Annotated in this window: 18 protein-coding genes; 13 read left to right on the top strand and 5 right to left on the bottom strand. The window is 32.0% G+C overall.

Annotation, left to right across the window (positions count from 1 at the left end; genetic code table 11):
* Positions 1-291 precede the first annotated feature (291 nt).
* The 6 genes from QZ286_RS01200 (at position 292) to QZ286_RS01175 (ending at position 4095) form a co-directional block, all read left to right on the top strand.
* Positions 292-471 (top strand): GNAT family acetyltransferase, encoded by a 180-nt coding sequence (locus QZ286_RS01200; protein WP_291255148.1) that lies wholly within the window; start codon positions 292-294, stop codon positions 469-471.
* A complete protein-coding gene (locus QZ286_RS01195) occupies positions 471-1040 on the top strand; it encodes a zeta toxin family protein (RefSeq protein ID WP_291255147.1) in 570 nt (189 codons plus the stop codon). Before QZ286_RS01200 ends, QZ286_RS01195 begins: the two co-directional genes overlap by 1 nt.
* 82 nt (positions 1041-1122) lie before the next feature.
* On the top strand, positions 1123-1629 hold the full coding sequence (locus QZ286_RS01190) for a hypothetical protein (protein WP_291255146.1): 507 nt from the start codon (positions 1123-1125) through the stop codon (positions 1627-1629).
* Positions 1630-1807: 178 nt separating this feature from the next.
* Complete coding sequence (locus QZ286_RS01185) at positions 1808-2677, top strand: RluA family pseudouridine synthase (protein ID WP_291255145.1); 870 nt, start codon at positions 1808-1810, stop codon at positions 2675-2677.
* Positions 2678-2703: 26 nt separating this feature from the next.
* Positions 2704-3282, top strand: a complete 579-nt coding sequence (locus QZ286_RS01180) for a carbonic anhydrase (protein WP_291255144.1) — start codon at positions 2704-2706, stop codon at positions 3280-3282.
* 9 nt (positions 3283-3291) lie between these two features.
* Positions 3292-4095 carry a DUF368 domain-containing protein gene (locus QZ286_RS01175; protein ID WP_291255143.1) on the top strand — a complete coding sequence of 268 codons (804 nt, stop codon included), beginning with the start codon at positions 3292-3294 and terminating at the stop codon, positions 4093-4095.
* Between the two features lie 29 nt (positions 4096-4124).
* Here QZ286_RS01175 and QZ286_RS01170 read toward each other — a convergent pair whose 3' ends face one another.
* The 5 genes from QZ286_RS01170 to yqeB form a co-directional block, all read right to left on the bottom strand.
* The gene (locus tag QZ286_RS01170; RefSeq protein ID WP_291255142.1) at positions 4125-4868 is read right to left on the bottom strand and encodes a GntR family transcriptional regulator; all 744 of its coding nucleotides are present in this window, start codon (positions 4866-4868) and stop codon (positions 4125-4127) included.
* A gap of 22 nt (positions 4869-4890) precedes the next feature.
* Positions 4891-5646 (bottom strand): exodeoxyribonuclease III, encoded by a 756-nt coding sequence (locus tag QZ286_RS01165; RefSeq protein ID WP_291255141.1) that lies wholly within the window; start codon positions 5644-5646, stop codon positions 4891-4893.
* 125 nt (positions 5647-5771) lie between these two features.
* Complete coding sequence (locus tag QZ286_RS01160; protein ID WP_291255140.1) at positions 5772-6149, bottom strand: RidA family protein; 378 nt, start codon at positions 6147-6149, stop codon at positions 5772-5774.
* Positions 6142-6942 (bottom strand): XdhC family protein, encoded by an 801-nt coding sequence (locus QZ286_RS01155; RefSeq protein WP_291255139.1) that lies wholly within the window; start codon positions 6940-6942, stop codon positions 6142-6144. Before QZ286_RS01155 ends, QZ286_RS01160 begins: the two co-directional genes overlap by 8 nt.
* A gap of 9 nt (positions 6943-6951) precedes the next feature.
* Entirely contained in the window at positions 6952-7764 is an 813-nt protein-coding gene (gene yqeB, locus QZ286_RS01150; protein ID WP_291255138.1) for a selenium-dependent molybdenum cofactor biosynthesis protein YqeB, read from the bottom strand.
* 126 nt (positions 7765-7890) lie between these two features.
* On the opposite strand from yqeB, the gene moaA reads away from it, so the two are divergent.
* The 7 genes from moaA (at position 7891) to QZ286_RS01115 (ending at position 13896) form a co-directional block, all read left to right on the top strand.
* The gene (moaA, locus tag QZ286_RS01145; RefSeq protein ID WP_291255137.1) at positions 7891-8865 is read left to right on the top strand and encodes a GTP 3',8-cyclase MoaA; all 975 of its coding nucleotides are present in this window, start codon (positions 7891-7893) and stop codon (positions 8863-8865) included.
* A gap of 4 nt (positions 8866-8869) precedes the next feature.
* A complete protein-coding gene (locus tag QZ286_RS01140; RefSeq protein ID WP_291255136.1) occupies positions 8870-9301 on the top strand; it encodes an MOSC domain-containing protein in 432 nt (143 codons plus the stop codon).
* A gap of 129 nt (positions 9302-9430) precedes the next feature.
* On the top strand, positions 9431-10573 hold the full coding sequence (locus QZ286_RS01135) for an ABC transporter ATP-binding protein (protein ID WP_291255135.1): 1143 nt from the start codon (positions 9431-9433) through the stop codon (positions 10571-10573).
* Complete coding sequence (locus tag QZ286_RS01130; protein WP_291255134.1) at positions 10560-11417, top strand: ABC transporter permease; 858 nt, start codon at positions 10560-10562, stop codon at positions 11415-11417. Before QZ286_RS01135 ends, QZ286_RS01130 begins: the two co-directional genes overlap by 14 nt.
* On the top strand, positions 11410-12183 hold the full coding sequence (locus QZ286_RS01125) for an ABC transporter permease (RefSeq protein ID WP_291255133.1): 774 nt from the start codon (positions 11410-11412) through the stop codon (positions 12181-12183). The genes QZ286_RS01130 and QZ286_RS01125 overlap by 8 nt, the downstream gene beginning before the upstream one ends.
* A 65-nt stretch (positions 12184-12248) precedes the next feature.
* Entirely contained in the window at positions 12249-13064 is an 816-nt protein-coding gene (locus QZ286_RS01120) for a peptidylprolyl isomerase (RefSeq protein ID WP_291255132.1), read from the top strand.
* Positions 13065-13191: 127 nt separating this feature from the next.
* Positions 13192-13896: a radical SAM protein gene (locus QZ286_RS01115; RefSeq protein WP_291255131.1), complete on the top strand. Its 705-nt coding sequence runs from the start codon at positions 13192-13194 to the stop codon at positions 13894-13896.
* The last annotated feature ends 15 nt before the right edge of the window (positions 13897-13911 follow it).

The raw sequence follows: 13911 nt of genomic DNA, 5'->3' as shown, positions 1-13911 counted from the left end.
GAGTCAAAATTAATTAAATTTTAGAGATGGATATTGACATTTAGCAAAAAATATAGTACTATTTTATAAAAGTTATAGGAACCCAAACCTAATTTCAAAAATGCAGGAGAGAAAAATAAGTTAAAAGTATAACTTAAAAAAAAGCCTTTATGGCTTTTTTTTTATATACTATTTCAAAACCTCTCGAAATAACTTTAGGACTGACAATTGACAAAATAAAATAATAGTTATATACTCTGTTCAAGTAGTATCCCGAATTGAAAAAGATAAAATTACAAGGAGGACTAATTTATGAAAGAAGATAAAAATACAGATAATCTATTTGAATATATTCTTAATTTATCGACTTATGATTTTAATAAATTGGTAGAGGGAGCAAAGACAGAGGAAGAAAAAATATTCTACTTGAAATTAGAGGAATTAAAGACTCAAATACTTCAAGATAGATTGATAAAAGAAGGTGTATTCTAATGGCAGATTTTGTTATATTTGCTGGAGTTAATGGAGCAGGTAAATCTACTCTATACAATACAATTATACCTACTTTAGATTTGGGAGTTAGAATTAATACTGATGAGATTGTAAGAGAGATAGGGGATTGGAGAAGTGGAAAGGATCAGATAAGGGCAGGAAGAATAGCTTTAGATATTAGACATGATTGTATAGAGAAGAATCTATCATTCAATCAAGAAACAACTCTTACAGGAAAAAATATCATAAAAGCAATAAAGGAGATAAAAGAGAAAGGATATACACTACATCTCTATTATATTGGTTTGGAAAGTGCTGAAATTTCAAAAGAGAGAATAAAAAATAGAGTATTAAATGGTGGACATAATATCTCTTCTGATGTAATAGATAAGAGATATAAAGAGACTTTTGAAAATTTAAAAGAGATACTACCTTTAGTTGATTATGCTAAGATTTATGATAATTCCAATAAGTATAAATTATGTTATGCTAAGTTCTCATCTTCATATATAAAGATATCTAATGACACACCATTATGGCTTGAAAATGTATTAAAAGATATTATATAAATTTAGTAGATAAAAATTTTGCATAAAATGGAGAAAAATGGTATAATATTGAGGTTGTATAATAAATAAAGGAGATGTTTTTATGAAAAAATTACTATTAGGAGTATTATTATTTACACTAACAATTTCTACTTTTGCTTTTGATGGGTATTTAAGAGTGGGAACAGTAAGTCCAGCAAAATCATACAATAGTGAGGAGAAATCTTTTGAACACTATGCACCGACAATTGGTGGAGAGATAACACAAAGCTTTATATTTGCTGATTTAGGAGCTGGAATTGCATATAATGGAAAGACAAGTGGAACAGATATTAGCACAGTTCCTGTATATCTAGTAGCTAGATGGACACCATTACCAATATTGGTAAAACCATACCTAACTGTAAAATATGGTACAGTTTTAGAGACATATGACAATGTAAGTCATTCAAAACCAGAGGGAAAACAGTATTATGGAGTGGGACTAGGAGTTAATTTTGCTTCATTACAAGCAGAGATCCTATACTCAAAGACAGAGATTGACCACGACAAAAGAGGAAATGATGATTTAGAGCAAGTATCATTAGTAGTAGGATACCAACTATTCTAAAGATTGCTAGATTTTACACCTGAAGTCTTTAATTTAAGATGGAGGGTGTATTTTTTATGGTGAGAAAAATAAGCAAAAAAATATGTAAAATTAGATATTTGTATGCTATAATCTAAAGGAAATAATTAAAAATTGGATTTTTAATTGAAGACAAATTAAAAAGAAGGGAGAAAAGGGAATGTCAAAACACAATACAAGTTTTAAAGTTGATAAAGATAATGAATTGATGAAATTTTTGATGGAAAAGATGCCAGAGAATAGTCGTAATAGCATAAAATCTCTACTTACTCAAAGGAGAGTAATGGTAGATGAGAAGGTTGTATCACAATACAATGCACCGCTAAAAGCTGGGCAAATTGTAAGTATTGGAAAAACTAGAATAACTAAGCACAACTTAGATGGAGTTTCTATCGTATTTGAAGATAAGGATATATTAGTAGTAGAAAAAGAGAGAGGGATATTGTCAGTAGCTACAAAAAATGAGAGAGAAAAGACAGCTTACAATATCCTAAAGAACTACTTAAAAGAGAAAGATCCAAAAGATAAGATATTTGTAGTACACCGTTTAGATAGAGATACATCAGGAGTGATGATATTTGCAAAATCTGAAAAGGCTCAAGATATACTACAAACTACTTGGAATGACTCTGTAAAGGAGAGAACATATGTGGCTCTTGTAGAGGGAAATGTAAAGAAAGATAGAGATACAATCATCTCTTATCTAGCTGAAAATAAGGCAATGGTAACTTATTCAACAACTAATGAGGAAGAGGGTAAAAAAGCGATATCTCATTACAAAGTATTAAAGAGAAATAAAAACTTCTCTCTATTAGAGGTTAACATTGAAACAGGTAGAAAAAATCAGATCCGTGTACATATGCAAGATTTAGGACATAGTGTAGTTGGGGATAAAAAATACGGATCTACAAAAAATCCTATTAGAAGATTGGGATTACATGCACATACAATAGTATTTGTACACCCTATCACAAAAGAGGTTTTATCATTTACAAGTAAGATTCCTGACGCATTTTTATCAGTATTTTAATTATTTTGTAAGGGGGATTTAGCATCATGGGAAGAAACAATTTAGAAGAGATTTTACAATTTAATAGAGAGTTTGTTGAAAATAAAGAGTATGAAAAATACAATACAACTAAATATCCAGATAAAAAGATAGCAATACTATCTTGTATGGATACAAGACTTACAGAGCTACTACCAAAGGCTCTAAACTTAAGAAATGGAGATGCCAAGCTTATAAAAAATGCTGGTGGAACAATTATACACCCTTTTGGAAGTGCTATGAGAAGTCTACTAATATGTGTTTATGAGTTTGATATAAAGGAGATATTTATAGTAGGTCACTATGATTGTGGTGTAAGTAGTATGGATACAGACAAAATAATCAAAAAGATGATTGAGAAAGGTGTAGAGTTAAAGACATTAGATACACTTTTACGTGCTGGAATAAAGGTAAAGAAATGGTTACACGGATTTGATTGTGTAGAGGAATCAGTGAGAGAGAGTGTGGCAAAGGTAAAGGAGCACCCTCTTATGCCTAGTAACGTAGCAATTCACGGACTGATTATGGATCCAGAGACTGGAAGATTAGATGTAGTAATAGATGGATTTAAAGAGTTAAAAGATTAAGGAGAGATGATGATACAACTTTTTCTAAAAGGAATTATAATAGGAATAGCTAATATTATGCCAGGAGTTTCAGGTGGAACTTTGGCAGTTATTTTGGGAGTATATGATAGATTGACAGAGGCAATAGGGAATTTTCCTACTGCTCCTACCAAGAAGAAGATAGAGTATGCTAAGTTCTTGCTTCAAATAGGAGTAGGTGCTGTTGTTGGTGTAGTGTTATTTGCTAGGATAATAGAGTTTTGTTTTACAAATTATCCAAGATTGACAGCTGGAGGATTCAGTCTACTTATTATTCCCTCTATTCCATATATAATAAAAGGGGAAGACAAGAGAGCTAAAAAGAATATAGTTGCTTTTATTCTTGGAACTATCTTGACTTTATGTTTTGTCTATGCTGATTATAAGTTTGGAAAAGATGGTGGGAGCAGAGAGCTAGTAACTGTTGTTACAACAGCTTATGCAATAAAGCTATTTGTCTGTGGTGGAGTGGCAGCAGGAGCTATGATTATTCCTGGAATATCAGGTTCACTGTTACTTCTTATGTTAGGTGAGTACTATAATATATTGGGATTTATCAATAAGTTTTTCTCAAACCTAATAAATATTACAAGTTACTCTTCAATAGGTGAGATAGTGACAAATCTATATATCATTCCGTTGACTGCTTTTGGAGTGGGAGTAGTATTGGGACTTGTACTTATAGCAAAGCTTATAAATATGCTATTGGCAAGATATAGAAGTGTAACTCTATTCTTTATCACAGGAATAGTAATGGTATCAGTATTACAAATTTGGGTAAATCTATATAAATAAAAAAATAGATGTTGCAGGTGTTGCAACATCTATTTTCTTTCTATATTAATATGTCCATTTTCCATAGGAATATAATGCTTGTGATGAACAAAAGGGGTATTAGATTTTATAAATAATTTTTCCTCAATCAACCAACATTTTCTGCTCTTGGCAATAGTATATTTCATAGAGGTAAAATTGCCAGCAGTGGAGAAATTTACATTCAAAGTTGAATGTTTAGCTTTTTGATATGCTGTTTTCTCTAAAAATTCAAGTAGTGAATTTTTGTCATTGAGATCTATTTTCTCCTCAGTCACCGTTTCTATTGGAAGAAATGAAAGAGTATAAGCAAGACACTCTCCTTTGTATTTGTACCATCTATCTATAAAAATAACAACAGGAGATTTTCTCTTTAAAATTTTTGTAGTGTAGTCACTAGGTGGCTCAATCCTAAACTCTATTTCAACCTCGTCAATCTCACTATCAAGAGATGTATAGACAGGGTGCTCCAAACGTTCTAAACCCTTGTCATATCTATTTTGTTTTTGAGTGATAAAGTTACCCTTTCCATGTATATTTCTGATTACCCCATCTTCTTGTAATAGAGCTAGAGCTTGTCTCAATGTCATTCTACTAACTCCCATTATCTTAGCAAGATCTGGTTCAGTGGGTAGTCTATTATCCTCATCAAATTCTCCATCATTTATTAATTTAAATAGTTTATTGTATACAGCTACACATTTAGGAAGTTTTTTACTCCCCTTAATAGCCTCTCTTATCTCTTCTAACGTCAATTATTACACCTTCCCAATAAAATTATAAGCTAATATCAAGAACCACTGGACAATGGTCAGATCCTAATATTGTAGTATGTATATCAGCTCCATTCATATTTTCTTTTATTCTGTCAGATACTAAAAAGTAATCTATTCTCCAACCAGCATTTTTAGCTCTAGCACTGAATCTATATGACCACCACGAATATATCTCAGCTCTATCAGGATAGAAATATCTAAAACTATCCACAAATCCACTATTTAGTAGAGTAGTCATCTTTTCTCTCTCCTCATCTGAGAATCCAGCATTTTTTCTATTTGTTTTTGGATTTTTAAGGTCGATCTCGTTGTGTGCAACATTTAGATCTCCACAGACAATTACAGGCTTTTTCTTGTCTAATTCTAGAAGGTAGTTTTTGAAGTCATCTTCCCACTTCATTCTGTATTCAAGTCTTGCTAATTTCTCTTGAGAGTTAGGAGTATAAACTGTGATCATATAGAATTTGTCAAACTCTAAAGTTATCACTCTCCCCTCTTTATCATGCTCCTCAATTCCCAATCCATATTGAACTGAAAGAGGTTTCTCCTTTGTGAATATAGCTGTTCCAGAGTACCCCTTCTTTTCAGCATAGTTCCAATATTGGTGGTAACCCTCTAATTCTAAATCTATCTGTCCCTCTTGTAGTTTAGTCTCTTGTAAACAAAATATATCAGCTTTCTGCTCATTAAAATAATCTAAAAAACCTTTTCCAACACAGGCTCTTAATCCATTTACATTCCAAGATATTAATTTCATAAGCTCTCCTTTTTTATAAATTATAGTTATATATACTATAATTATATCATATTTATAATTTAATGCAATTATTTTAGACAAAAAAAAGGACAACTAAACAGTTGTCCTCTAAAAAAATATCAAAATTACTTAACAGCTATAACTTCGATCTCAACTTTTACATCTTTTGGAAGTCTTGCTACTTCTACACAAGCTCTTGCAGGTTTAACATCTCCAAGGTATTCGTTGTATACTTCGTTTATAGCAGCGAAATCGTTCATATCTTTAATGAATACTCCAGCTTTAACTACATCTTTCATTGAGTATCCTGCTGCTTCAACGATAGCTTTTACGTTTTCTAAAGATTGTCTAGTTTGCTCTTTAACATCTTCTGAAACTAGAGTCATTGTTTCTGGAACAAATGGGATTTGTCCTGATACAAATAACATTCCGTTAGCTTCGATAGCTTGTGAGTATGGTCCTAAAGCTGCTGGTGCTTTTTCTGTGTGAATTACTTTATTCATTTTTTCCTCCTAAAATATATTTATTGTGAAACATAGTTCTATGAACTAGATCTCCACCATTTTTTATTTTTAAAATCTCCGCCAAGATTTCAATAGCAATCTCCTCTGGTGTTCCATTTGATAGTTTTAAACCAATAGGAGCGAATATATTATCTCTTATTTCTCCGATTTTTTCAAGCTTTTCTTTTAAAGTTGTGACTTTTCTTCTACTTCCAATGATACCTATATACTTTGCTCCTCTGTTTTTGACAAGGTTAAACACCTCTTCATCTAGTAGATGACCCCTTGTAACTATTACAATATATGTATTACCATCTATTTTTTCCTTTGTCAATAGCTCTTGAAAACTTCCTAGAGTAAGTTCTGGAATATCTTTTTTCAATTCCTCTCTATCATCTATTATTTTTAGATCAAATTCCAAATGTTGAGCTATTTTAAAGAGTTTTTGTCCTACATGTCCAGCACCACAGATCAATATTTTTGGAAAGGGAGAAAAGATCTTAATATACCCCTTCATCATTCCACCACAGTTCATCTTCAACTCATCTGTAGTGGTTAGATTATATTCAAAACTCTCGCTATCACCTGTTTTTAAAAGCTCTCTAGCTCTATCTATTACAACACTCTCTATCTTTCCACCACCAATAGTTCCAACTATTTCATCTTCAAAGACACCCATAATTGTACCACTCTTTCTCGGGGTAGAGCCTGTTGCCTCTGTAATAGTAACTAGGGCAGTTCTCTTGCCTTGAGATAGGTTTTCCTCTATTTTTTTCAATATAGTTAACTCCATACTCTCTCCTTATAATCCCTTTTTTATCTTTAAATAAAGTATAGCTTCCAATACAGCACCACCAATAGCTCTAGCTTTATCAGAGATTGTAAAACAATTTTTCTGCTCCTCAAGTCTTGGATCAATATCAGCAATTTTAAATTTTTCAGATACTTTATAACCATCTCTAATCAATCCACGTAGTACACCATCAATAGTAGCTTTTATATTATTTCCATCAATAGTAGCTATAGTATCCCCTTTTTTTACTATGTCACCAATTGAACAGATATTTTTTATAATACCAGAGCAGGGACTATATATTACCCTCTCTCTTCCTATTCCAGCTATTATACCAGGAACTCCTGTATTTTCCATAGCTTTTCCCTCAAATATCAACCTTCCTAGATCGTGTCCTCTCATACTCTCTACAACTACATCTACATCTAAACCAGCAGTGAATCCAGGTCCTAATCCAATTGTAATAGGAGCCATCTCCCTATTAGTACCACAATTTTTTTTAGCCAAGATAGCATCAACTACAACTAATGGTTTAATTTTTTTGATTATATCTCCATTTGGATCTACTAGAATGGGGATTTCATTATTGAGCCAACATCTCTCTATCTCCTCTATAGATGAACAGAGTTTAGCAGTGACCTCTTCAATCACCATCTTTTTTCTATATATAGCTTCACAAAAAGCCACCTCTCTTCTGATAGCTGAAGGTTTTTCTATCTCTAAAATTAGAACTTTAAACCCAGCTCTAAAAAGCTTGTGAATTGTACCAGTGGCGATATCTCCTCCACCTCTAACCACTACAATATCATTAGTAAATCCCAATTAGATCACCTCTATCATATATTCATATATATTAGCATAATCTAGTTTACGAGATATGTCAACTTTTTAATAGAAATATTATGATAAATATGGTATATTAAAGGCATAGAGAGTGAGTTGAGGAAGATGAGAGATAGATTAGGTAGAGATATCGAATATTTAAGAGTGTCAATTACAGATAGATGTAATTTGAGATGTAAATACTGTATGGGAGATAAAGATATAGTTTTTTTACCTAAAGATGAGATTTTGAGTGTAGAAGAGATAAAAAGAGTTGTAGAGATCTTTTCTGAATTGGGTGTAAAAAAAGTTCGTATCACAGGGGGAGAACCTCTTGTAAGAAAGAATTTTAGAGAGATAATTCAAGGGATAGATAGTATAGATACAATAGATGAGATCAGTTTGACTACTAATGGAATAAGCTTGGAAGAGGAGTTAGAATTCTTAAGATCCAAAAAGATATATAGTTTGAACATAAGCCTTGATACATTAAAAGAAGGGCTATATAGGGAGATCACAGGGGGAGAGTTATCAAAAGTTCTAAATTCTATAAAAAAAGCATTGGAGCTAAACTTCAAAAGGATTAAACTGAATGTAGTCTTAATAAGAGGAAAAAATGATAGTGAGATTATGGATTTTGTAAGACTTACAGAGAGATATCCCATAGATGTAAGATTTATTGAACTGATGCCAATTGGAATGGGAAAAGAGTATCGTCCTATTTCAAATGATGAAGTGAAGGAAATTATAGAGAAAGAGAGAAAATTGATCTATTTTGATGAGAGGATAGGTTCAGGACCAGCTATCTATTACAAGACAGAGTTTGGGCAAGGTTGTGTTGGTTTTATTACCCCGATATCTCACGGATTTTGTGAGCAGTGTAATAGAGTGAGGGTGACAGCAGAGGGATTTTTAAAACTCTGTTTACATCTTAATAGTGGGATAAATTTAAAAGAACTTTTGAGATCGGGATATGATAATGAGTTTATAAAAACTAAGATAGTAGAGGCTATAAATAACAAGCCAGAAAAACATAGTATGAGAGAGAAAGTTGAAAATAAGAGAGCAGATAAGAGATATATGAATGAGATTGGAGGATAAGAGAGTGGCAAAGATAGTAGCAGTTTGTACAAGTGAGAAGAAGGGAACTCAGAAAAAGAGTGTTAACGAGGGAGTTTTAATAGAGAATTTTGGTCTAGAGGGAGATGCTCATGCTGGGAATTGGCATAGACAGGTTAGTTTGATCTCAAAACAGAAGATAGATGAGTTTAAATCTAGAGGTGGATCTGTTGTAGATGGAGATTTTGGAGAGAATATTATTGTAGATGGAATAGATTGTGCAAAATTGCCTGTTGGGACTAAGTTGAAAATAGGAGAAGAGATAGTTTTAGAGGTGACACAAATAGGGAAGGAGTGTCATTCACACTGTGCAATATACCATAGTGTAGGAGATTGTATTATGCCTAGAGAGGGTATATTTACAGTGGTTTTAAAAGGTGGAAAAGTTAGAGTGGGAGATAGTATTGAGATAATTTAATATTATCTCTTTTCAATTTTTATAATTTATGCTATAATTTTCAAAGTGATTAAAAAATAGAAATATTTTAAAAAATAAAGAACAAAATATTAAACGAAGAGTATGTAATTTATTCTGAATAATGGAGGTATGAGATTGAAAAAAGATATAAGTATTAAGAATGTCACTAAAAGTTATGATGGAGTTCAAGTGTTGAAAAACATCAATTTAGATATAAAAGATGGAGAAATTTTTTCTATTCTGGGACCTTCGGGGTGTGGTAAAACCACCTTACTTAGAATGATTGCAGGATTTACAGAACTAGATGGTGGAGCTATATATCTAGGTGATGAGGATATTACAAAACTTCCTCCCAACAAGAGAAATGTAAATACAATATTCCAAAAATACGCTTTATTCCCTCATTTGACTGTATATGAGAATGTGGCTTTTCCTTTGAGATTAAAAAAGGTTGATGAAAAGACAATAGATAGTGAGGTAAAGAAGTTTGTAAAGATGGTAGGACTATCTGAACATATAAACAAGAAACCAAATCAGCTATCTGGAGGACAGCAACAGAGAGTTTCAATAGCTAGAGCTTTAATCAATAAGCCGGGACTTTTACTTCTTGATGAGCCATTGTCAGCATTAGATGCCAAGTTAAGACAAAATCTATTGATAGAGTTAGACTTGATACATGAAGAGGTAGGAATAACATTTATATTTATAACTCACGATCAACAAGAGGCACTTTCAATATCAGATAGAATAGCTGTTATGAACAAGGGAGAGGTTTTACAAGTTGGAACACCTGCTGAAGTTTATGAATCACCAGCAGACTCTTTTGTAGCAGATTTTATAGGTGAAAATAACTTCTTTGATGGAAAGGTAACTGAGATAATAGATGATGAGTTTGCAAAGCTATACAATGAGCAATTGGGTGAACTTGTATTTGAGATGGACAAACCTGTAAAAGTAGGAGATAGAGTAAAAGTTTCAATCAGACCAGAGAAGATAAAACTTTCTAAGACTATGCCTAAAGGAATCAATGAAAAAGAGAAAATAAATGTTTTAAAGGTATACGTAAATGAGTTAATCTATTCAGGATTCCAAAGTAAGTACTTCGTATTTTTAAATAATAATAAGGATATGACTTTTAAAGTATTTAAGCAACATGCTGTTTACTTTGATGATAATGATGAGGGAGCTATCTGGTGGGACGAAGATGCTTACATAGCTTGGGACGCAGATGATGGTTTCTTAGTAGAGGTGATATCTAGTGAAGAAAAATAGGATAGGTGCTTGTTATACACTTCCAATAACATTGTGGTTAATAGTATTTTTTGCAATACCTATGGGGATTGTATTGGGATACTCTTTCCTAAAGAGAGGAACTTATGGTGGAGTGGAGATGGAGTTATCCTTTGAAGCTTTTAAAATATTCACAGATAAGATCTTTTTGACAATACTTTTAAAAACTGTATATATTTCTATTATGGTAACAATATTTACAGTTGTGTTATCTCTTCCAACAGCTTACTATATAGCTAGATCAAAGTATAAGAAGGAGTTACTATTTTTAGTAATAATTCCCTTTTGGACAAACTTCTTAATAAGAATCTATGCTTGGATAGCTGTTTTAGGAAATAATGGATTTTTAAATAACTTCTTGTTAAAAATAGGTATATTAGATACTCCTATACAGTTTTTATACAATACAGGGGCAGTAATACTAATAACAGTCTATACAAGTTTACCTTTTGCAATCTTACCTCTTTATGCTGTAATAGAGAAGTTTGACTTTTCATTAATAGAGGCAGCAAGAGATTTAGGAGCGACAAATAGAGAGGCTTTCTTCAAGGTGTTTATACCAAATATCAAACCGGGGATTGTAACAGCAGTACTATTTACATTTATACCTGCATTAGGATCTTATGCTGTACCAAAGTTAGTAGGTGGAACACAGGCAACAATGCTTGGAAACATAATAGCACAACATCTTACTGTTACCAGAAACTGGCCACTTGCCTCTACAATATCAGCTGCTTTGATAATAGTTACTTCAATAGCAATTATGATATTTATGAAATTGAGCAATAAAGAGACAAAGACAGAGGTGGTGGCAGAAGATGAATAAGAGAAGAACGTCATTATTCTTTTTCATACTATCAATGTTATTTTTCTATATACCGTTAATAATATTGATAATTTACTCATTTAATGATGGAAAATCTATGGTATGGAAAGGATTTTCAATGAGATGGTACAAGGAACTTTTCATGTATTCAGACAATATATGGAAAGCTTTTAGATACAGTGTAGGAATAGCAATAGTTTCAGGGATTATTTCAACTACAATAGGAACACTTGGAGCTATAGGATTACAGTGGTATGATTTTAAGGGAAAAAAATATTTACAAACATTGACATACATACCTTTAGTTATACCAGAGATAATATTGGGAGTTTCACTTCTAATACTGTTTGCAACAATAAAGTTTGAATTAGGATTGACTACAATATTTATAGCTCATACTACTTTCAATATACCATTTGTATTATTTATAATATTATCAAGATTGGAAGAGTTCGATTACTCTATAGTAGAAGCAGCTTATGATCTAGGAGCTACAGAGTGGCAAGCTCTTACAAAAGTAATAGTGCCAGCAATACTTCCAGGAATAATATCTGGTTTTCTAATAGCTGTAACACTTTCATTTGATGATTTTGTAACAACTTTCTTTGTTGCTGGACCGGGGTCGTCAACACTTCCACTGAGAATATACTCTATGATTAGATTAGGTGTTTCTCCAGTAATAAATGCACTGTCAGTTCTACTGATAGGTATATCTATAATTTTAACTCTATCTACTAAGAGCTTACAAAAATATTTAATAAAATAATTTCTTGGAAAATAGGAAAAATTATAGTATAATCATACTAAAGAATAACTTTGGAGGATTGAACAATGAAGAGACTATTAAAATATTTAATGACATTAGTACTTGTTTTCTCAGCTTTTTCTTGTACTAGTTTAAGAGAGCTAGCTAGAAGAGAGGAGGCTGCTAAGTACAATGATATCAGAGCAACATTTGTTACAACTCAAGGAGAAATTAGTTTCTATCTTTATCCAGAAGCTGCACCTATAACAGTAGCCAACTTTATCAATTTGGCTCAAAGAGGATTCTACAATAATACAAAGATACACCGTGCTGTAGAGAACTTTATGGTACAAGGTGGAGATCCAACAGGAACAGGGACAGGAGGACCAGGATATTTTATACCTGATGAGAATGTTGAATGGCTAGATTTCTTTCAACAAGGTATGTTAGCTATGGCTAATGCTGGACCAGAAACAGGGGGATCACAATTTTTTATCACTTTATATCCAGCTGAATGGCTAAATGGAAAACACACTATATTTGGTGAGTATGTAAGTGATAGTGACTTTGAAAAAATAAAAAAATTAGAAGTTGGAGATATAATAAAAGAGATCAAATTCAGTGGAGATATAGACTTTTTCCTATCACTTCATAAAGATCAAATAGATCAATGGAACAAGGTCTTAGATACAACTTATCCAGGACTTAAAGAGTATACTGTTAAACCAATAGAGGATTATCAAGGAGAGGCTCTTGCATATAAAGAGGAGCTTACAAGAATCTATACTAGAAATGAGAAGACAGAAGAGGAGAAGGAGTGGCCAATTCCTAGATTTATAAGAGCCGTTGAGAAGAAAATTAAAGGTGAAGAGGAAGTAGCAACTGATTCATATGATTTCTAATTGAGAATAGAGAGAACTGAGTAGAGCAGATTTACTCAGTTTTTTTATTACGAAAATAAAATTGTTACTTTTTTTTAGTTCTAAAAAATGGTATAATTAAAAAATATTTAGTAAAAAAGGAGTAAAAATGGGAATAAGATATAATAAAATAGAGGATAAACATCAGAGAGAGATAGTATTGCTAAAAAGCTTTCCTTGTAAATATGGAAAGTGTAGTTTTTGTAACTATATAGAGGATAACTCTTTAGATGAAAAAGAGATAGATAGAGTAAATTTAGAGGTGCTACAGGAGGTAACAGGAGAGTATGGAGTTTTAGAGGTAATAAACTCTGGTTCTGTTTTTGAGTTAACACAGAGAACTTTAGCTGAGATAAAAAAAGTAGTGTTGGAAAAAAATATAAAAACTCTTTATTTTGAGATCTACTATGGATATATTAAAAGATTGAAGGAGATTAGAGAGTACTTTTCAGGAATAGAGATTAGATTTAGAATGGGGCTTGAAACATTTGATAATAGATATAGAATAGAAGGGTACAATAAGAATTTCTCTTTGAATGAGGAACAACTAGAAGAGATAGGAAAAGAGGTCTACTCTGTATGCTTACTCATCTGTACAAAGGGGCAGACCAAAGAGATGATAGATAGAGATATCGAGCTTGGTTTGAGATATTTTAGAGGGATAACAATTAATATATTCATAGATAATGGTACAGTGGTAAAAAGAGATGAAGAGTTAGTGAGATGGTTTATAAAAAAATACTCATACTTGACAGATGATGATAGAGTGGAACTTTTAATTGATAATAAAGATTTAGGAGTATTTGAACAGTAGTTTGATTTTTTCAAC

It is taken from the genome of Fusobacterium sp., from assembly GCF_019012925.1.
Lineage (GTDB): Bacteria > Fusobacteriota > Fusobacteriia > Fusobacteriales > Fusobacteriaceae > Fusobacterium_A.
This window is presented reverse-complemented; position numbering and strand designations above follow the sequence as displayed.

Bases quoted from the DNA above. Each gene is read 5' to 3' on its own strand.
- QZ286_RS01175 (WP_291255143.1), top strand. From the start codon at position 3,292: ATGATACAACTTTTTCTAAAAGGAATTATAATAGGAATAGCTAATATT.
- QZ286_RS01185 (WP_291255145.1), top strand. From the start codon at position 1,808: ATGTCAAAACACAATACAAGTTTTAAAGTTGATAAAGATAATGAATTG.
- QZ286_RS01180 (WP_291255144.1), top strand. From the start codon at position 2,704: ATGGGAAGAAACAATTTAGAAGAGATTTTACAATTTAATAGAGAGTTT.
- QZ286_RS01135 (WP_291255135.1), top strand. From the start codon at position 9,431: ATGAGATTGAAAAAAGATATAAGTATTAAGAATGTCACTAAAAGTTAT.
- QZ286_RS01190 (WP_291255146.1), top strand. From the start codon at position 1,123: ATGAAAAAATTACTATTAGGAGTATTATTATTTACACTAACAATTTCT.
- QZ286_RS01125 (WP_291255133.1), top strand. From the start codon at position 11,410: ATGAATAAGAGAAGAACGTCATTATTCTTTTTCATACTATCAATGTTA.
- QZ286_RS01165 (WP_291255141.1), bottom strand. From the start codon at position 5,646: ATGAAATTAATATCTTGGAATGTAAATGGATTAAGAGCCTGTGTTGGA.
- QZ286_RS01200 (WP_291255148.1), top strand. From the start codon at position 292: ATGAAAGAAGATAAAAATACAGATAATCTATTTGAATATATTCTTAAT.
- QZ286_RS01115 (WP_291255131.1), top strand. From the start codon at position 13,192: ATGGGAATAAGATATAATAAAATAGAGGATAAACATCAGAGAGAGATA.
- QZ286_RS01195 (WP_291255147.1), top strand. From the start codon at position 471: ATGGCAGATTTTGTTATATTTGCTGGAGTTAATGGAGCAGGTAAATCT.
- QZ286_RS01155 (WP_291255139.1), bottom strand. From the start codon at position 6,942: ATGGAGTTAACTATATTGAAAAAAATAGAGGAAAACCTATCTCAAGGC.
- QZ286_RS01120 (WP_291255132.1), top strand. From the start codon at position 12,249: ATGAAGAGACTATTAAAATATTTAATGACATTAGTACTTGTTTTCTCA.
- moaA (WP_291255137.1), top strand. From the start codon at position 7,891: ATGAGAGATAGATTAGGTAGAGATATCGAATATTTAAGAGTGTCAATT.
- QZ286_RS01160 (WP_291255140.1), bottom strand. From the start codon at position 6,149: ATGAATAAAGTAATTCACACAGAAAAAGCACCAGCAGCTTTAGGACCA.